The 20,588-nt window shown below is 50.7% G+C and carries 8 protein-coding genes; all 8 read left to right on the top strand.

The window, feature by feature from the left end; all coding sequences use genetic code 11:
• Positions 1 to 4 precede the first annotated feature (4 nt).
• Entirely contained in the window at positions 5 to 1,882 is a 1,878-nt protein-coding gene (gene asnB / locus VIM87_RS05715; RefSeq protein ID WP_331996050.1) for an asparagine synthase (glutamine-hydrolyzing), read from the top strand.
• A gap of 27 nt (positions 1,883 to 1,909) precedes the next feature.
• Positions 1,910 to 2,875: a TauD/TfdA family dioxygenase gene (locus tag VIM87_RS05710; RefSeq protein ID WP_331996049.1), complete on the top strand. Its 966-nt coding sequence runs from the start codon at positions 1,910 to 1,912 to the stop codon at positions 2,873 to 2,875.
• A 15-nt stretch (positions 2,876 to 2,890) separates the two neighbouring features.
• Entirely contained in the window at positions 2,891 to 3,616 is a 726-nt protein-coding gene (locus tag VIM87_RS05705) for an aspartate/glutamate racemase family protein (RefSeq protein ID WP_331996048.1), read from the top strand.
• Positions 3,617 to 3,645: 29 nt separating this feature from the next.
• Positions 3,646 to 5,577 carry a methylaspartate mutase subunit E gene (locus VIM87_RS05700; RefSeq protein WP_331996047.1) on the top strand — a complete coding sequence of 644 codons (1,932 nt, stop codon included), beginning with the start codon at positions 3,646 to 3,648 and terminating at the stop codon, positions 5,575 to 5,577.
• 13 nt (positions 5,578 to 5,590) lie between these two features.
• Positions 5,591 to 8,803 carry an amino acid adenylation domain-containing protein gene (locus tag VIM87_RS05695; protein ID WP_331996046.1) on the top strand — a complete coding sequence of 1,071 codons (3,213 nt, stop codon included), beginning with the start codon at positions 5,591 to 5,593 and terminating at the stop codon, positions 8,801 to 8,803.
• Positions 8,804 to 8,822: 19 nt separating this feature from the next.
• Positions 8,823 to 10,445: an MBL fold metallo-hydrolase gene (locus VIM87_RS05690; protein WP_331996045.1), complete on the top strand. Its 1,623-nt coding sequence runs from the start codon at positions 8,823 to 8,825 to the stop codon at positions 10,443 to 10,445.
• Positions 10,442 to 17,506 (top strand): amino acid adenylation domain-containing protein, encoded by a 7,065-nt coding sequence (locus VIM87_RS05685; RefSeq protein ID WP_331996044.1) that lies wholly within the window; start codon positions 10,442 to 10,444, stop codon positions 17,504 to 17,506. Before VIM87_RS05690 ends, VIM87_RS05685 begins: the two co-directional genes overlap by 4 nt.
• Positions 17,507 to 17,526: 20 nt before the next feature.
• The coding region (locus tag VIM87_RS05680) for a type I polyketide synthase (RefSeq protein ID WP_331996043.1) at positions 17,527 to 20,588 on the top strand (3,062 nt) is incomplete at its 3' end.

Here is a 20,588-nt window from a genome sequence, read left to right as displayed (position 1 = left end):
CCCTATGTGTGGAATTGCCGGCATTTTTAATACCCTCCGGGGAGAACCAGTAAATAAGGAATTTGTTGCTGCCATGACCCAGGCCCTGCATCACCGCGGACCGGATGATGAAGCTGTTTTTGTGAACAGCCAGGCAGGCCTTGGCTTTAAACGCCTTAGTATTATTGATATTACCACTAATGGTAATCAGCCTTTTTTCAGCAGCGATGGGAAGGTTGCTTTAATATGCAACGGAGAGATATACAATTATAAAGAACTGCGGCAGGAGCTGCAGGCAAAAGGTTATCGCTTTGCTTCAGACTGTGATGTGGAAGTGATTGTGCATCTGTACCAGGAGTACGGCACTGCGCTGCTGCACCGGCTGAACGGACAGTTTGCATTTGCCCTGTACGATCAGCAGAAACAGGCACTGTTCCTGGCCAGAGACCATTTCGGTATTTGCCCTTTGTTTTACACACGGGTAAAGGATTCCTGGCTGTTTGCTTCGGAGATCAAGGCATTGCTGAAGCATCCGCAGGTACGCAGGGAGGTGAACCTTACAGGGCTGGACCAGCTTTTTTCCTTACCAGGCAACATCAGCCCTGCCACTATGTTCAGGGATATCCACAGCCTTAAACCGGGACACTACCTGTGGCTGGAAGATACGCAGGCTGTTCAGCGCGAATACTGGGACCTTTATTATCCAACCATGTCGGAACCGGTGGAACGCAAGCCGGACGCATATTATGAAGAAGGACTGGAAGCATTGCTGCTGCAGGCCGTTAAATACCGCCTGAATGCGGACGTGCCGGTAGGCTTTTATCTCAGTGGCGGATTAGATTCTTCCCTGATAGGCGCACTAATGAAAAAAACAGGCGACCGGAATTATGAATCCTTTTCCATTGTATTTCCCGGTGATCATGAAATAGATGAAAGTCATTATCAGCAGCTCATGGCCAGCCATGTACAGTCATACCGCAACGCAGTGCCTTTTGACAGCATGGAAGTACAGCGCCGGCTGGAATCGGCAGTATACTTTTCTGAAACGCCGCTGCGCGAAACCTACAATACCTGTTCACTGGCGCTTTCCGAAAAAGTGCGGGAAAAAAAAGTAAAGGTGATCCTTTCCGGCGAAGGGGCAGATGAGCTGCTGGGTGGGTATTTCGGCTACCGCTTTGATGTACAGCGCATGACCAACCATGCCACGGCAGGTATTAAACAGGTAGAGGAGCTGCTGGATGAAGATATCCGGGAACGCTTATGGGGAGACCCATCCTTTTTTTATGAGAACAATGAAAGGGAGCTGGAAGAAACAAAAAGGGCCATGTATGCCAGTACCCTGCAGCACAGGTATACGGAGTTTGACTGTTTCCGTCATGAACTGGTTGACAAAGAAAAGCTGCGCGACCGGCATCACTTCAACAAACGTTCGTACCTGGACCTTAAGCTCCGTTTATCAGATCACCTGATAGCAGATCATTGCGACCGTGTGAACTATGCCAATGGGGTAGAAGGGCGGTATCCGTTCCTGGATATCAACGTGGTGGAATTTATGAAAACCATTCCCTATGACCTGAAGCTGAATAACCTGGTGGAGAAATATATTCTGAAAAGAATAGCAGCTAAATATGTGCCGCAGGAAATTTACACCCGGCAAAAATACGGCTGGGTGGCGCCGGGCAGCCCGGAGCTGCTGCGTAGCAACCTGCCCTGGATCAATGATCTGCTTTCCTATGACCGGATCAGGCGGCAGGGATATTTTAACCCCGACACAATTGAGCGGCTGAAAAAAATGTACAGTAAGGAAAACTTCAGGCTGCATACCTCTTATGAGAATGATCTGCTGATAGTAGTGCTTACGTTCAACATATTCCTGGAACTGTTTGGATTACCTGATCTCTGATTTCTTCATACCCAAATCACTTTCCTTATGTCCACTATTTTTTATCCTGAAATAAAGAAAAAGGGATTTTCACATGTGCTGGAATTTGCAGGTAAAACGGATCCTGCCGAATTTGCCGCATGGTATAACCTGCACCGGAATGAGGCGGAAGCCGCATTGCTGGAAAGCGGCGCCCTGCTGGTACAGGGACTGGAGCTTGACAGCACTGAAAGTTTTGGTGCGGTAGCCGGCGCCATGGAGGAGGAGTTTACGGATTATATTGATATCAGCTATCAGCGCCGCCGCTTGTCTTCCAACGTGTACATTTCTACGGAATACGATGCCAGCTTTCCCATTAAAATGCATAACGAGCTGTCTTATGCAAACTACTGGCCTTCCCGGCTTTTGTTTGCCTGTCTTATTCCGTCGGCAACCGGTGGCGAAACACCGCTGGCCGACAGCCGTGCGGTACTGCGTGCGCTGGACCCCGCCATTGTAGAAGAATACCGGCGTAAGCAGGTAAGGTATGTGCGTAACCTGCACAACGGGCAGGGGCTGGGACCCTCCTGGCAGGAAACGTTTAAAACAAATGATAAAGCGCTGGTGGAGCAATACTGTCAGAAAGAAGCGATGTTATGGCACTGGAAACCAGACGGCGGATTAAAGCTGGAAGCCATACGCCCGCCGGTGCGTAAACATCCTAAAACCGGCGCAGAGGTTTGGTTCAGTGTAGCGGAGCTCTATCACCCTTCGCACTTTGAGCAGGAGTATTATGAAGGCTTGCTGGAGCTGGTGAACGGTGATGAGGAAGAGCTGCCGTTATATGCATCTTTCGGAGACGGTACAAAGATCAGCAATGAAACAGTAGCTGCGGTGATCAGCACTATTGAGCAGCAAAGAAAGCTGCGTACCTGGCAGCAGGGCGATCTGCTGCTGGTAGATAATATGTTAACCAGCCATGGCCGCATGCCTTATACCGGGCAGCGGAAAATAGTGGTATACCTCTGCAAATAAGCAAGCCTGCAAATTATGCAAACAACCCCTCCCCAAAGGAAAAAGCTGGGCATCATAGGCGGCATGGGCGCCCGCGCCGGCGTATTGCTGATGCAGAAAGTAGTGGACTATTCACCCGTAACCAGGGACCAGGATTTTATTGAGATCCTGTTGCACAGCAACGCCTGCATACCCGACCGTACCCGGGCCATTCTATATGAAGGCCCTTCTCCCGAGGAAGAGCTGATCCGGTCCGTAAGCGGATTTAGTACCTATAACGTGGAAGCGATCATGATGGCCTGCGTAACCGCTTATTACTATTACGATAAGCTGCAGCAGCATACGCCCGCACACATACTGCACCCGGTGAATGCGCTGTGCTCCTATTTGCAGACCGCTCATCCGGATGTGCGGCGCATAGGCCTGCTGGCCTCCACCGGCGCTATACAGGCAGGGATCTTTCATCGTTTAGGCGATGCCGGTATAAACCTTATTACGCTGGATGATGCGCAGCAGGAAACCCTGTTCATGCAATCACTGTATATGCCCGGAGGGCTGAAATCCGGTAATATCAGCGATGCGGCAAAGCAGCTGTTCTTTGGCGCAGTAGACAAGCTCAGAGCGCAGCAGGTGGATATGATCGTAGGCGGCTGTTCGGAAGTTTCTATTCTGCTGAACGCAGATGCCCTGGATATTCCCTATGCCGATGTAATGGACCTGCTGGCCATGGAAGCTGTAAAGTATTGTTACAATTTAAGTTGAGACCCTTGTTTACCCTCTAAAATAATTATATGCCGGACCAACATCAATTACTGATAGGCGGATTGGGCGACGATGCGCATTCTATAGGCATTGGCCTGCTGGCGCTGGGTTTCAGGGAGGCCGGTTTTAATGTGCTGAACCTGGGGATCCGGAACAGCATTGCAGATTTTTTTAAGTATGCTGCCTCGTTCGATATTATTATGATCTCCAATAAGAACGGGCATGCGGAGTTGTATCTGCAGGACTTTGAACAATCCATCCATGCCTTTAAGCTGGCCAATGATGCCCCTAAGCTTTGGTACCTGGGTGGCAGTCTGGCCGTAAGCATGTCGGACCACCAGGTAAAGAAGAAATTCCTTTCAATGGGATTTACCAACGTATACCCCAAAACAGTAGCATTTAGCCTTATACTGGATGATGTGCAAAAAGATATTGTACGTTATAACATTCCCAAACGCAATGCTGCCAGGGCAGGGAAGGGCATCCGCGTACACCCGCCCCTGAACTATGATAGTTTATCGGATAGCCGTTACAGTGAGCATGCCCTGCAAATGGAGCGTAAGCTGGTGCTCACGGAATGGCATACAGGCACTGATGTGAATCCCGATCACTTTGAAAAACCCCGCTATTCGCTGGACCGCCTGTTGTGGCAGCGTAAAAAAAGCGGTGGTAACGTGCTGCTGCAGCCACGTACCGGCGTAGCCGATATAAAAGAGCAGATCAGTAAGCTGCAGGCGCTGGAATTGGCCGGCAGCGATATCAGCTCCGTGCAGCTGGATGCCGCCTGCCGCAGCAAGCTCTATGAAAAGGCAAAGGAGTTCAGGGATATTTCCCTGGGCCGTAAAACATCTGCGCTGAACGGCTTTCCTATTCCGGTGTATGGGGTAAGCGAAGTGAAACGGCTGGTGAACAGTATGAGAACGCCTTTCCAGCTTCGTGCCGGCGGGCCTGATCACCGTTTTACCTACGAAATAGCCCTGCAATCAGGCATCTCAGGGCTGGAAGGCGGCGCTATCTGTTACCTGATGCCGTATGATAAGCTTACCAGTCCTGTTGAATCTGTAAAGAACTGGCAATACATTGACCGTTTGTGCGCATTGTATGAGCAGCATACGGGGTTTGCCGTGAACCGCGAATATTTTGGTGTGCTCACCGCCACGCTGATAGCGCCTTCCATTGCCATTTCGGTAAATGTGATCCAGGCTTTGCTAAGTGCGCAGCAGGGTGTAAAAAGCCTGGCGCTGGGTTATGCGGAGCAGGGCAACCGCATCCAGGATATTGCCGCTATCCGCGCACTGGAAACATGCGCCAACAAATACCTGCACCGCTTTGGCTTTAAGGAATGCCGCGTTACCACGGTATTTCATCAGTATATGGCGGCTTTCCCTTCAGATTATGCCCGCTCAGAAGAGTTGATCTTTAATTCGTGCATCACCGCCAGCCTGGCGAAGGCCACCAAAATGATGGTGAAAACCGCGGCAGAATCATTCCGCATCCCCACTACCAACGATAATATAAATGCGCTGCAGCTTTGTAAAAAGGCCATGGCCGTAGCTAAAGAGGTGAAGGTGAATGAACCCCGCATCCGTGAGGAAACGCAGCGTATCATACATGAAGTGAACCAGATCATGCAGGCAGTGCTGGACCTGGGTGGGGGAATGGTTTCAAAAGGCATGGTAAAAGCCCTGGAAACCGGTGTGCTGGACATTTTCTGGTCGCCCAATATTTACAATCAGAATAAAGTTACCTGTATCCGCGATGTGGATGGCGCCATCCGTTTCCTGGATTTTGGCAACCTGCCTTTTGATGAGGACACCAAAAGCTTCCACTATGAAAAAACATTGATCCGGAAAAATATGGAACGCGACCCCAGCCTGTTCTCCTTACTGGAAAAGGACCTGAGCCGCATCTGGAAAAATGAATACAAAGCGTGGCCACTGGATGCCACTTATGTTGATTAATCAATCGCTTAATATGAGCCAGGAATTACTGCATACCATCTTGGAACAGCATGCCGTACAACATGCTGATAAAATTGCCATCACAGAAGAAAATGCCGCCATCAGCTACAAACAGCTGAAAGCCGGGGTGGATAAGCTGGCGGAAGCCTGCCAGCTGGCTGGGCTGCAACCCGGCAACCGGGCCGCTGTACTAATGCCGCCGGGTATTAAATGGGTTACCACCATGCTGGCGCTTTTCAAAACAAACCTTATTTATTTGCCATTAAGCAGCGCCTACCCGGACAAGAAGCTGCAGGACATTTATAAACAAACCCGGTTTAGCTGCCTGGTAGTGACCAAAGATCTTTTACCCCGGGCGCAAGCTTTACTCAATGCGTTAAAAGATCACGGTATCATATTATTGGTGCTGGAGGATGATGGCAGCATACAACAGCTGCAACCTGCTGCCATGCAGCCGGAACCGCCGGTAGCAGCGCGTTATAAAGACAGCAGTTATATCATTTACACATCCGGCAGCACCGGCGCCGGCAAAGCTATTGTAGGCTCTATAAAAGGACTGGCGCATTTTATCAGCTGGCAGGTAAGGGAATTTGGGCTGGACGAACACTGCCAGGTAAGCCAGCTAACCAGTATGGTGTTTGATGCATCGTTCCGGGATGTGCTGCTGCCGTTGAGTGTAGGCGGCGCCCTGCATATACCGGATGAGGCTACACGAAATAATACCGCCCTGCTGGTACAGTGGCTCATAAAAAAACAGGTAAGTCTTATACACTGTGTGCCGGCCATGTGGAAGCTGATCACCCGGCAGCTGGAACAACAGCCGGTGGATAAGGAGTTATTACAGCACCTGCAATATATTTTCCTGGCAGGCGAGCCCCTGTATGCAAGAGATGTAATGAAATGGCGTGCCGCAGCAGGTGAGCATACGCAGATCATTAACCTCTATGGCACGTCAGAAACCACGATGGCCAAAACCTTTTACCGGGTATCCACCCTGCCGGCCAATCCCGCGCAGGTGCTGCCGGTAGGTAAGCCTATTGATAATACCGCCATCGCCATTATTAATCATAACCACCTATGCCGCGCAGGTGAGCTGGGCGAAGTATATATAAAAACGCCTTACTGGACAAAAGGCTATTATAATGATGATGCGCTGACCAGCATGGTGTTTGTACAAAATCCGCTGGTAAGCGGCCGGGAAGATCTTGTATACCGCACCGGCGACCTGGGAAGGTACCTCGAAGATCAGACTATTGAAGTAATAGGCCGGGTAGATGACCAGGTAAAGATCAATGGAGTGCGGGTAGAGCTGGGTGAGGTAGAGCAGGCGGTATTACAAATGCCCGGCATACAGGAAGCCGTAATAAAAACCCGGCAGGATGAAGAAGGCCGTTATGAATTGGTATGTTATTATACCAATAAACAGATCACCGCAGAAGACCTGCGGGCCTTCCTGCGTACTGTTCTAACGGAAACAATGATCCCTGCTTATTTTGTTTACCTGCAGGAATTTCCGTTAACCCCCAGCGGCAAGGTGGATAAAAAGGCGCTGCCCGAACCGGACCTGCACACGGGCGCTGCAGGATATGAATCTCCCCAGAGTAATACAGAGCTGCAGATGGAACAGATCTGGAAAGAGGTGTTGAAGAAACAACAGGTTGGCCGTAACGAATCTTTTTTTACAACAGGCGGCAACTCATTAAAAGCGATTCAGCTGATCACCCGCATTTCCAGGGAGTTTAAAGTGCAGGTGAAGGTGGTGGAGATCTTTAATAACCAGACCATTGCCCGATTAAGTGCGCTGGTAGAGCGCCTGGGTAAAACTGAACAGGAGCCCATACCGGTATGTGCACCACAGGAATATTACGATGTGTCGCATGCGCAAAAGCGTTTATGGGCGCTCTATCAGATGGATCCCGGTTCCTATGCCTATAACATTCCACAGGCCTTTGAGCTGGAAGGCGACCTCAATACCGTTGCGCTGGAAAAAGCATTGGAAGTGATTATTGGCCGGCATGAGATCCTGCGCACCAATTTTGTGCTGGCTGCCGGCAGGCCTGTACAGCAGATCCACCCGGCAGGAGCCGTTCAATTGCCATTGGAATACGTAGACCTGCGCAATGAAGCAGAGCAGGCGATTGTGCTGAACCGCCTGCTACTTACAGCGGCGGCAGCTCCCTTCAACCTGTCGGCAGACCGTTTGCTGCGTACGGCGCTTTACCGCCTGTCTGCAAACAGCTATGTCTTCTTCCTCAATATGCATCATATTATAACAGATCAGTGGTCAGAAGAAGTGTTTTTCAGCGAACTGCTGCAGGCTTACCATTCCCTGGAGCAGGGCATGGATGTAACGCTGCCCGCTTTACGGATCCAGTATAAAGATTTTGCAGCCTGGCATAACCGGCAGCTGGATACAACCGCACGGCAGGAGCATCAGGCTTACTGGCATGCGCAGCTCAACGGCAGGTTAACGGAAGTACCGCTGCCGCTGGATTTTCCAAGGCCGGAATTACGTACAGCCGCAGGCGGTAGTGCGGAGCTGGAAATAGATACCACCGCTTCTAAACAATTACTTACACTGGCGCTGCAGCATAGAACAGGCCCCTTTGTATTACTGCTGGCAGCTATAAAGGCATTAGCCTACCGGTTTACCGGCCAGCGCCAGGTGATCATAGGCACCCCCTGGGCCTGCCGCAACCACCCCGACCTGGAAACGCAGATCGGTTTTTATGTGAATACCCTGCCGGTAGCTGTACAGGTGGATCCGCAGGAAACCTTTATTACCCTGTTACAGCAGGTAAGGGACATCGCAGCTACCGTAGGCCAGCACCAGGATTATCCGTTTGATATGATCCTGGAAGACCTTCAGATAACACGTAAGCCGAACCGCGCGCCGGTTTTTGATATTGGCTTTACCTGGCATGACCGCATTAATATGTCCCCCCCCGCCAATGCGCTGAATGTTACACCCTATCCGCTGGATTTCAGCGGTATTAAATCCGACCTCTGGTTCCACGGATCAGCAGCGCATGACATTCTACAGCTATCACTGGAATATAGCGGAGACCTGTTCCGCGAAAGTACTGCCCGTATGTTGCTCACCAGCCTGGAAAAAATATTATTAAAGGTGCTGCAAAATCCGGATGCTTCCCTGGAGCAGCTCACGGCAGATGTAGCAGCACCGGTGCTGGACAAGGATATAGCCGGTATTGAATTCAGTTTCTGACAAAAAAATTATGTAAGCCATGAAAAACGATTTTGTTTACCTGAAACGTAATGTTGTGCCGGAACCCCTGTTTGACCAGTGGTATGCCTGGCCGCACCTGATATCTCCAGCCACGGCAGCCATGAACATACTGGGCCGCCATATCAAGATCATGAACTCCTATATACTGGCCCCGCAGATCCATGCAGAAGCCGTGAAAGATCCCAAGCTGCTGGGGGGCCCGTTCATGGATTATGATGGCAACCGTAAGGAAGAGGTTAAACAGTTGAAAGAAGCCACCCTTACCAATAACAGCCGCTTAATAGAATTTGCCAAAGCCGTGCAGCAGCTTTGCAGGCTGTTGAAAACAGAAGCCACCGGCGCATCTATGCAGGAGCTGTATGAAAAGGTGCCGGATATATTAAAAGGATATGTAGAGCTGTTTTACGATGTTAATAACCAGCCCTCTTTCCGTTTTTTTGAATCGCTGTTGTACAAAAGTGAATTCTATAAACCGGAGCTGCAGAGCATTTCCTTTTACCTGCTGGAAGATGATGACCGGCCCTTTATCCTGAGCACGCCCAGGCTGGAAACAACTACAGATACGGTGCATGTACGCATGCCTTTCAACAGCCCTGTACTGGATGAGCTGTTCCGCATGCAGCGGGAACCCAATTCTTATAGCTATATCAAAGAAAAAATGGGCATCCGGGAAGAAGATGATGCGTTGTTCCGTACCTTCTTTACTACCGATGCACCCGAAGTATATGCCAAATATGAAGGGGATTACATCCGCACCCGGTATTTTGGCCATGCCTGTATCCTCATAGAATCAAAAAATGTGAGCATCCTTTCCGATCCTGTTATCAGCTACGGATATAACTCGCACATTTCACGGTTCACTTATTCAGATCTGCCGGATGTAATAGATTATGTAGTGATCACGCATAACCATCAGGATCATATTCTGATAGAGACCATGATACAATTGCGGCATAAGATCAGGTATATTATTGTGCCGCGCAATGGCACCGGCGCGCTGCAGGATCCCAGTGTAAAGATGATGCTTAATAAACTGGGCTTCCATAATGTGATAGAAATAGACGAGCTGGATACCGTTGAGATGCCCGGCTGTACTATTACCGGCCTGCCCTTCCTGGGCGAGCATTCCGACCTGGACATCCGCACAAAAATGTGCCACCATGTAAGGCTGGATAATGAATTGTCTATTCTGCTGGCTGCAGATTCCTGTAATCACGAACCCAAAGTATATGAGCATATACAACAGGTGATCGGGGATATAGATGTTTTGTTCCTGGGTATGGAGTGCGACGGTGCGCCGCTTTCCTGGCTCTATGGCCCGTTGCTGCCGGAAGCGCTGCCAAAGGAAAAAGATCACTCACGGAGGTTAAGGGGAAGCAATTTTAAAGAAGGCATTGACCTGGTGTACCGCTTTAAGCCGAAAGATGTATATGTATATGCCATGGGACAGGAGCCCTGGCTCAATTATATTATGTCGTTAAAGTACACCGAAGAATCCTCTCCCATTATTGCATCCAACAAGCTGCTGCAGGTATGCAGGGAAATGCAGATCAATGCAGAAAGGCTGTTTGGCGAAAAAGAGATCGTTTATAAAAAGGAAGCCTCAATTCTTTCTGTATGACAGATCCAACTATGCAGCAAAAACTGGCGGAAGAATACTGGTATAAGAAACTGGCGGATGTTGTTTTGCCCGCTGCTTTCTACCATGCAGGCGCCGGCAATGCACAACAGGCCGTGGCAACAAGCATGCTGCCGGAGGCCGCAGTAAAGGCTGTTTCCCGGCTGGGAAAAGGAAATGCGCTGAGCGAGTATGTGATCTACCTGGCTATGTTCGGCTTTCTGACCGGTAAATACTTCCGGGGAAGGCAGCTGCTGGTATACTCCCCGCTTATGCGGGATGCAGATGCCTGTATGCCGCTGTTCCATAGCCTGCACATAAATGCAGCACAGGATATGGGCAGCTATATACGTGAGGTTGCTGCCGCTGTACAGGAAAGCAGAATATACGACTGTACAGACTATCCTGTTCTGAGCAACCGTTTTGCAGACCGCAATATTGAGGAGCCGCTGATCCATAGCATAGGATTCCGTTATGCTCCCTTACAGGATGACGGCATTAATGAAAAGAAAGTAAAATGGATGCTGTTGCTGGAACCCACCACAGAGGGGCTGCTGCAGGCCACGTTGCGTTATAGCGCACACCTGATAGAAAACGCCGCTGCAGAAGATTTCCTGGCCCGTTACAGTCATTTGCTGCAGCAGCTGGATGCTCACCTGAGCGTAAAGGTACCCCTGGATAAGGTGGAGCTGCTGGCAACCGCAGAACGGAACCAGGTTTTCTTTGCGTTCAACGAAAATGCAGTCAGCTTTCCACATAAAACGTTGGCTGCCCTGTTTGAAGAACAGGTGGAAAGAACACCCGGACAAATAGCCCTGCAATACGGTGAAGAGCCCTTAACATATACTGCGTTGAATGAGCAGGCCAACCGCCTGGCCGCCTATTTAAAACAGCAGGATGGTGTTAGGGAAGATGCTATCATCGGCGTATTATTAGACCGCTCGCTGGATATAGGTATTGCCGTAATGGGCATCCTGAAGGCCGGCGCAGCGTTCCTTATTATTGACCCGCAATCTCCGCAGGAGCGCCTGCATACCATACTGGATGATGCACGTCCTGTTGTTATCATCACGCACTCTGCACAGTTTGCGCTGCTGGAAGGCTATGAAGGAGCCGTGTTTGCGATGGATATACAGCTGCAGCTGCTGAATGGGGCCGCAGGAAATCTTCCGCTATCAGTAACCCCGCAAAACCTGGCTTATATACTTTACACCTCCGGCACTACGGGGATCCCGAAAGGAGCCATGATAACCCAGGAAGCGGTAGTGAACCTGGTGAGCGGTTTATGCAATACCTTTTTCCCCTCAGCCCCGCATATGCAAATGGCGGCAGTAGCTGCCACCGTGTTTGATCCATTCTGGAAGCAGTTTTTCCTGGCGCTGCTGCAGGGGCATACCCTGCATATAGTACCGGATGCGGTAAAACGCAGCGCCACCGCCCTGTGGAGCTTTTACAGCCATCGTCACATTGAGCTGACCGACGGTACCCCTTCCTTATTAAATATTCTGGTAGATGACCTGCCGGCATTACCGCTGCAGCTCCGCTATTTTATGATAGGCGGCGAAAAATTACAGGCGGCACCACTGTTACGGTTATATGATTTCTTTACCGCAAATGAACAACAGATAGCGGTTATTAATGAATATGGGTTAACAGAATGCTGTGTGGATAACATCTGTTGTCTGTTGAATCCCGATACCTTGCAGGAAGATGTGCCGGTGCCCATTGGCCGGCCCTTACCCAATAACCAGGTGCTGATCCTGGATGCAGATAACCGGATGGTGCCGGTGGGCAGCTATGGCCAAATTGGAATACTTGGAAAAGGCGTTGGGCGCGGTTACCTGAACCGCCCGGAGCTGACTGCAGAAAAATTTATTGACAGCCCTTACAGCGCATTTACAGGTAAGCTATACCTGACCGGGGACATAGGCAAATGGCTGCCGGACGGCAACATTATTTGCATGGGCCGCCTGGATAACCAGGTAAAGGTAAATGGCTACCGTATTGAGCTGGGCGATGTGGAAGCTGCCATGCAAAAGATCCCGGGCATTAAAGAAGCCGTAGCTGTTACCCGGGAAAGAGATGGCAGGAATGTAATAGCAGCCTACTGGACGGGTAATCCGCACCTGGATGCGGCCGCAGTAAAGGCGGCGCTGGAGCAGTATTTGCCCGCCTATATGCTGCCCGCCTATTACCGGATCATGAAACAAATGCCCCTCACTGTTAACGGTAAAATAAATAAACAGGCCCTGCCTGATCCATGGGCTGAAGGTAATGATAACGGAGAAGTATATACGCCCGCAGTAACACCCATGCAGCAGCTGCTGGCCGGCATATGGCAGCAGGTGCTGGGTATGCCGGCTGCCGGTATACGGAACAACTTTTTCCTGAATGGCGGCGATTCTATTAAGGCCATACAGATGGCTTCCCAGCTGCATGGCATAGGATATAAAATGGAGGTAAGGGATGTTTTTCAATACCCCACTATTGAGGAGCTGGCGCTGGTAATAAAAGCGCTGGAAAGAGTGCCGGATCAGCAGCCGGTAACCGGTGAGCTGCCCCTTACACCGGTGCAGCGGGAATTTTTTGCCGTACATGCACAGGCGCCGCATCACTACAATCAATCAGTACTGTTACGATATAATACCCGGGTTGCCCCGGAAAAGATAACTGCGCTTTTTACATTCCTGCTGGATCATCATGATGCGCTGCGTATTGTTTTCAGGCAACAGCACGGGGAATGGATCCAGCTGAACCTGGATACCACGGTTAAACCCGGCTTGCAGGTGTTTGACTGGCAGGAAAAAGATGATACGGCAGACCTGTTCAGTGCAGCCGCAGATGAGCTGCAGCGCAGCATGCAGCTGGAAGAAGGACCGCTTATGCAGCTGGGACTTTTTCACGTAAAAGATGGCAGCCGCCTGCTGATCATCGTACATCACCTGGTAGTGGATGCGGTATCATTCCGCATATTGCTGGAAGACCTGGCAGCGCTGGATGAGCAGTATGAAGCAGGCCTTCCTTTGCAGCTGCCGCTTAAAACAGATGCTTATAAACTTTGGGCAGCACAACTGGCAGCGTATGCCGGCAGCCCGGCAGCTTTAAAAGAAAAACCATACTGGCAGGCGCAATTGCAGGCCATTCAACAGCTTTCAATACCTGTACAACCGCAGCCCGCCCTTGAAGGAACACAGCGTTTTACCTTTTCACTGGACCGTGTGCACACTTCACTGCTTACCGGAAGGGCCAACAGAAGCTTTAATACGGAAGTGCAGGATCTGCTGCTTGCGGCTGTAGCCCTGGCCTCTAAAGATGTTTGGCAAACACCAGCTACCGCCGTTATGCTGGAAGGGCATGGCCGCGAACCGGTAATGCCTGGTATAGATGTTAGCCGCACGGTTGGCTGGTTCACCAGTCTTTATCCGGTAGTGTTTGACCTCAGTAGCGTTCAGGATCTGAAAGATGCCGTTATCACGGTAAAAGAAGCGATCCGTAAAGTGCCGGCTAAAGGTGTTGGATATGGTGTGCTCAGATACCTGGCAGATGATCATTTATCAGCTGATGTGAAAGTGCCGATGCTTTTTAATTACCTGGGCCATTTTAATGCAGATGCATCCAACGGGGTTTTTAGTCTTTCAGATGAGCCACACGGCCGGGAGCACGATGTGTCAGCCCCTTCTCCATATGCGCTGGAAATAACAGCCGTTATTACAGAAGGCCGGCTGCATGTGGGCCTGGAAAGCCGGGCAGGCAATACCGCTAACATACCATTGTTCTTTGATCAGCTGCAGCAGCGCTTACAGGAGCTTATAACCTATGCAGCCGCCAGGGAGCAGGTAACACTTACACCTGCGGACCTTAGCTATAAGCAGATCAGTGAGCAGGACCTGGCTGTTATTTGCGGGCAGTATGCTGTGCAGGACCTTTACCCGCTTTCACCCATGCAGGAAGGTATTTTGTTCTCCTGTTTGTATAACGATGCACCGGCCTATATCCAGCAGCTCTCTTACCGCGTAAAGGCGCCCAAGCTGCGCCCCGCGCTGGTAAAGGCCAGCATAGAGCATCTTACCAGCCGTCATAATATTTTACGCACCGTGTTCCTGTACGAAGGGCTTAAAAGACCAGTACAGGTAGTATTAAAGCAGCAGGAAGCGGGTTGTTTGTTTGAGGACCTGCGTGAAAGGAACGATCAGCAGGCCTACCTGCAGGATTTTAAAAGAAAGGACCAGCAGCAGGCTTTTGAGCTGGCCACCGGCCCGCTGCTGCGGGTAGCTATTTTCCGATTATCATCAGATGAGTATGAGTTTGTGTGGACGCATCACCACCTGCTGATGGACGCCTGGTGTGAAGGCATCCTGATCCGCGAATATTACCACATTTATAACAGCCTGCAGGAAGGTACGCATATTGACTTGCCGCCGGCGCTGCCATATAACACTTACATTAAATGGATAGAGGAGCAGGATAAGGCAGCCGCAAAAGCTTACTGGCAGCAATATTTGTGGGCTTTTGAAAAGGCCACGGCTTTGCCGGGAAAGAAACTGACCACCGCAGCCGGCAAAAAAAATACACAGGAGCTGCAGCTGGATATTGCTGTAACAGCAGGACTGAACCAGCTGGCCGCCAGGTGCCAGGTAACGCTGAATACCATAATGCAATGTATATGGGGCATACTGCTGGCCAGGTATAATAACACAAAGGATGTTGTTTTTGGCAGCGTAGTATCCGGCCGGCCCCTGGCCATTCCCGGCTCAGATAGTATTGTAGGGCTTTTCATTAACACCATACCGGTAAGGATCCGGTTTGGCAGCAATACCACTGTATCACAGCTTTTAAAAGAGGTACAGCAGCAGGCACTGGAAAGCGAGCCTTATCATTACCAGAGCCTGGCCGAAACACAGGCATTAAGCGGCCTGCCGGCATTGATAGATCATATTATGCTGTTTGATAACTATCCTTCAACAGAACAGCAGCTAAGCAGCGGAGAGGCCACAACAAATGATCTGCCTGAGATCTATGAACCGCATATCTTTGAAAAGCCCCATTATGATCTTAATATCCGTTTTATACCAGGCAGCAGCCTTACCATACGTTTAGATTATAACGGTGAGGTGTACACGCCTGTGTTTATGGAACGGATCCTGCTGCAGTGGGAATGGCTGTTGAAAGAAGTGTTGGTGCATCCGGATGCAGTGATCACAGCGCTGGACATAACACCGCCGCAGGAAAAACAGCAGCTGATTGCTTTGGGCAAAGGCCATCCCGTAACCTACCCGGTAACCGCTCTTGTTGACAGGTTTGAAGCGCAGGCTGCCGCACACCCAAACCAGGTAGCCCTGGTTTATAAACAAAAAGAGCTCACATACGCTGAGCTCCGGCGGCGGAGCACAGCGCTCGCCGGCTACCTGCAGCAGCAATACCAGGCAGGGGAAGGAAAGCTGGTAGGCATTATGCTGGAAAGAACAGAGCTGATGGTGCTGGCTGTATGGGGCATCCTCAAAGCCGGCGCCGCCTTTTTACCTGTTGATATGGCATTGCCGGCGGACCGCAAGCAATTTTTGCTGAAGGATGCAGATATCCATTTACTCCTTACCACCTCAGATAATTTATTTGCGCTGAGTGAATATTATGAACAGGAAGTGATAGCCATGGACCTGCTGGATACAACAGGAACAGATAACCTGCCGGCGCCTGTTACTCCTGTAAATGACCGGCTGGCTTATGTGCTGTATACCTCCGGTTCCACCGGGCAGCCAAAAGGGGTTGGCATCAATATGTCGAACCTTGTTAACTACCTGGAATGGGCCAATACTTATTATTTCAGCAATGAAGCAGGTCATTGTTTTGGCCTGTTCACTTCTCTTTCTTTTGACCTGAGCATTACCGCGCTGTTTTCGGGCCTGCTCCGTGGCGATAAGCTGGTACTGTTTGACAGCGAAGCGGAAACAGCTGACTTGTTATTCTATCTTTTTGAACAGCAGGAGGAAATAAATACCCTGAAGCTAACCCCTTCACACATCGACCTGCTGGCCGGTCTCACGCCCGGGCATTGCAACATACAAACCGTGATCCTGGGCGGTGAGGCCATTCGTGAATCGCAGATCCGGCTGCTGAAAAGCTTGAATCCGGCCATCCGTATCTTTAATGAATACGGGCCTACTGAAACTACGGTAGGGTGCACGGTGAAGGATATACGTAAACCGGCAGAAGTAACTTCCATTGGCCGGCCCATTCATAATACACAGCTCTATGTTTTGGATGCAGCCTTACATTTTCAGCCGGTAAATGCTACCGGGGAAATATTTATAGGCGGCGCCGGTGTTGGCAATGGATACCTGAACCGCACTGCGCTGACAAGTGAGCGGTTTATCAGCGATCCATATGCAACAGGAAACCGCTTATACCGCAGCGGCGATCTGGCGCGCTGGACGGAAGACGGAGAGCTGGAGTACCTGGGCCGTGCAGATGACCAGCTGAAGGTGAGGGGATACCGCATAGAACCGGCGGAAATAGAGGCCGCTGCCTTATTATACCCGGGCATTACAGCCACAGTAGTAATAGCCGTGCCGGATAAGGAAGGCCATTATGAGCTGGCCTGTTATTATACAAGCACCACACCCATACCTGCAATAACAATGCGCGGGCACCTGTTACAAACCCTGCCGGCTTTTATGGTACCGGCTTACTGCATACCACTGGAAAAAATGCCCCTGAATGTAAACGGTAAAATAAGCCGCCAGGAGCTGCCTGCGCCCTCAGAGGCCACCTATGATGCCGGCCCGCCGGTAATGCCTGAGAACAATATGGAGGCGCGTTTGCTGGATCTCTGGAAAGAAACGCTGGACCTGCAGCAGGTAGGCGTTTGCGATAACTTTTTTGCAATGGGCGGCAACTCGCTCAAAATAGTACGGCTATACGATTTAATACGCCAGTCCTTTAATGTACAGCTCAGGATCAGCGCTTTGTTCGATCACCCCACCATCCGGCAGCAGGCCGGCTTGCTGCAGCCAGGCGCCGGTAACATGACCGGCAATGCACCCGCCGTAGCGGTAATAGATTTCTAAGACATTTAAATATTAATACCATGGATATCGCAATTATAGGTATAGGCATCAGGATGCCGGAAGCCGCTACACTCCGGGAGTTTCAGGAAAACCTGGCAGGCGGGCGCGATAGCGTAAGGGAAATATCTGTCAGGCGTAAAAAGAACACGAACCTTTCCCTGAAAGAAACATACCAGCTGCTGGGCTACCTGGAGGATATTGATCTTTTTGATCCTGCCTTTTTTGGCATCTCACGCTCAGAGGCGCGTAATATGTCGCCGGAGCAACGGATCCTGATGGAAATTGCGTATGAAGCATTTGAAAATGCCGGGTATAACTATGAGCACTTTAATAACACCCGCACCGGGGTGTATATAGGCGATACCCTGCTGCAGTATTATGAGCTGGCCCGTGAAATAGAACCTACCCTGTACACCGGTAACATGAGCAGCATTATGGCCGGCCGTGTAGCCCGCTTCTTTAACCTGCGCCAAAAAGCAGTGATGGTGGATACTACCTGCTCCTCTTCCCTGGTGGCCCTGCACCAGGCCTGCAACGACCTGGCCGCAGGTGAATGTGATACCGCGCTGGTAGGCGCCGTAAGCATTAACCTGTTTCCCCGTAAGAAAAGCAGCATCGATCATCTCGGCATTATATCGCCGGGTGGTAAAGCCCGTACTTTTTCGGCCGGGGCAGATGGTACCAGCGCCGGTGAAGGCGCCGTATGCTTATTACTGAAACCTTTGGAAGCCGCACAGGCTGACCGTGATATTATTCATGCCGTAATAAAAGGAGCTGCCGTGAACCAGGATGCCAATTTATCCGGCAGCCTTACAGCCCCCAGCAGCACCGCCCAGGCAGAAGTGATTGTGGAAGCATGGGAAAAAGCAGGGGTTGATCCGCGGGAGATCACTTATATCGAAGCGCATGGCACCGGTACAAAGCTGGGCGATCCGATTGAAATAGAAGGGATGGGCCAGGCCTTTGCCCGCTTTACGGATAAGAAACATTTTTGCGCCGTATCTGCCGTTAAATCCAATATAGGGCATACGGACTGTGTAGCCGGGCTGGCCGGCCTTGTAAAGGCCGTGCTGTCATTAAAACAGCAGCAGCTGTTTCCTACCCTGCATTTTAATGAGCCCAATCCCTTTATAGATTTTGCAAACTCACCGGTATATATTAATGATACACTACGTCCATGGGCCTTGCCGGATGGCTGCAGCCGGCGCATAGCCGGTGTAAGCTCCTTTGGGTTAACCGGCACCAACTGCCATGTGGTGGTAACAGAAGCGCCGGCACGCGATAACAGCAACAGGCCTGCTGTAAAGGACGTATACCCTTTACTGTTATCTGCCCAAACGCAGGTTTCCCTGAAAGAAAATATGCAGGCGCTGTTGCAACAGCTGGGAGAACAGCCCCCGCTTTCACCTGAAGATGTAAGCTATACGCTGGCCGTAGGCAGAAAGCACCATAAATACCGGCTTGTAGTATGGGGCAGCACTGTTAAAGAGCTGGAGCTCTCCCTCCAATCCCTTTCAGATGCAGCGCTGCTGCCATCTTCTCCTGAAGATTATCCTAAACAGGTATGCCTGTTCTCAGACTGGTCTGAAGCCTATCCTGAGCTGGCGCAGGCATATGCAGTACATCCTGTATTTGCTGAATTTTATCAGCAATGTGCAGCCTTGGCCGGAAAGCAGACCAATAATCCACACTTTCAGCAATTTGCTTTCCAGTATAGCCTGTATAAATTACTGGCGCATGCCGGTGTTCATATCACCACCATGGTAGGGAGCGATGTTGGTAAAATAGTAATAGCCGCCATTACTGCCGCCACATCCCTGGAAGAAGCCGTGCAGGCCGTATTGCAATATACGCCGGGGCAGGACCAGGAGCTGGAAAAGCGTACAGCCACGCTGCTGAACCGTTTTAAAACCGAACGGGTAGCGTTCATGGAAATGGGGCCTGTTGGCGATATTTCCCGGCAGATAAACAAAATGCCGCCTGCAGACGCACAATTTAAAGTGGTGCCCCTGGCCACCGGGCATAAAGATAATATACTTACCTGCCTGGCCACCTTATTCCAGCTGCAGGTGCCGGTTAATATGGCCGCCTTATGGCCCTATGCTTCCAGCAACAGAACAGAGCTGCCGGCTTACCGCTTTGACCGGGAACGCTGCTGGCTGGGAGAAGATCTCCGTTTTGATAAAGTGAAGGATTGGTGCTATAATTTTCAGTGGGTAGAGGATGCGTTGCCGCCGGACCAGCAAACACTTACTGGCCGCAACCTGCTGCTGGCCGTACCCGCCGGCCATCCGCTGGCACAGGAACTTAAACAGCAGCTGATGGCACAGCAGAATAATATCCATTTCCTGGAGCTCACCACCGCAACAAGTGAAAGCGATATAACACAGCTGCTGCAAAATGCCGGGCAGCTGAATGGTATTATCTGTTTATCCGATGCAGGTAATATCAACGGACCCTTATCCGCACAAATGGAACAGGCTATGAGCGGTGTATATACGCTGTTCAATGTGCTGAGAGCAGCCAGCCACCTGTTCTCAGATAAAGGATGCAGCCTGCTGTTAACTACCGTAAATGCCTGCCAGGTAATGCCGGCTGATCCCGCTAATCCTTTCCAGGCCATGCATACAGCCTTGCTGAAAGGCATACAGGCAGAGCATCCCTGGCTGAATATCCGCAGCATAGACCTGGATAGTACCGCAGCGCAGTACCTGCCTGTTATTTTTCAGGAGCTGCAAACGGCCACCGGCATCGGTTACAGCGCTTATCGCAACAATAAACGTTATGTAGCGCAGCTGGGCCGTGCAGAAACACTGCTACCGGCTTATGAAGAAATAGAATGGCTCCCGGAGAATGGCAGTTACCTGGTAACCGGCGGCGCCACAGGCATAGGCCTGGCCCTTAGCCTGTCCATAGCGCGCCAGAAAAGGAGCAATTTCATTGTACTGGGCAGAACAACGCTGCCGCATAAACGCCTTTGGAAGAATATACTGAACAGTGGCAATGAGGACCCGGCCATACAGGAAAGAATAAAGGCTTTGACAGCGCTGGAAAAGCTGGATGCCAGGGTAGAGTACCATGC

Origin of the sequence: Chitinophaga sp., assembly GCF_036569125.1 — a bacterium.
Classification (GTDB): Bacteria; Bacteroidota; Bacteroidia; order Chitinophagales; family Chitinophagaceae; genus Chitinophaga.
Note: the sequence above shows the minus strand (reverse complement) of the source record. Positions and strands in the feature narration are given on the sequence as shown.

What these genes read in the sequence shown, in the direction of transcription:
- asnB (WP_331996050.1), top strand. Translation starts at nt 5, where the DNA reads ATGTGTGGAATTGCCGGCATTTTTAATACCCTCCGGGGAGAACCAGTA.
- VIM87_RS05710 (WP_331996049.1), top strand. Translation starts at nt 1,910, where the DNA reads ATGTCCACTATTTTTTATCCTGAAATAAAGAAAAAGGGATTTTCACAT.
- VIM87_RS05705 (WP_331996048.1), top strand. Translation starts at nt 2,891, where the DNA reads ATGCAAACAACCCCTCCCCAAAGGAAAAAGCTGGGCATCATAGGCGGC.
- VIM87_RS05700 (WP_331996047.1), top strand. Translation starts at nt 3,646, where the DNA reads ATGCCGGACCAACATCAATTACTGATAGGCGGATTGGGCGACGATGCG.
- VIM87_RS05695 (WP_331996046.1), top strand. Translation starts at nt 5,591, where the DNA reads ATGAGCCAGGAATTACTGCATACCATCTTGGAACAGCATGCCGTACAA.
- VIM87_RS05690 (WP_331996045.1), top strand. Translation starts at nt 8,823, where the DNA reads ATGAAAAACGATTTTGTTTACCTGAAACGTAATGTTGTGCCGGAACCC.
- VIM87_RS05685 (WP_331996044.1), top strand. Translation starts at nt 10,442, where the DNA reads ATGACAGATCCAACTATGCAGCAAAAACTGGCGGAAGAATACTGGTAT.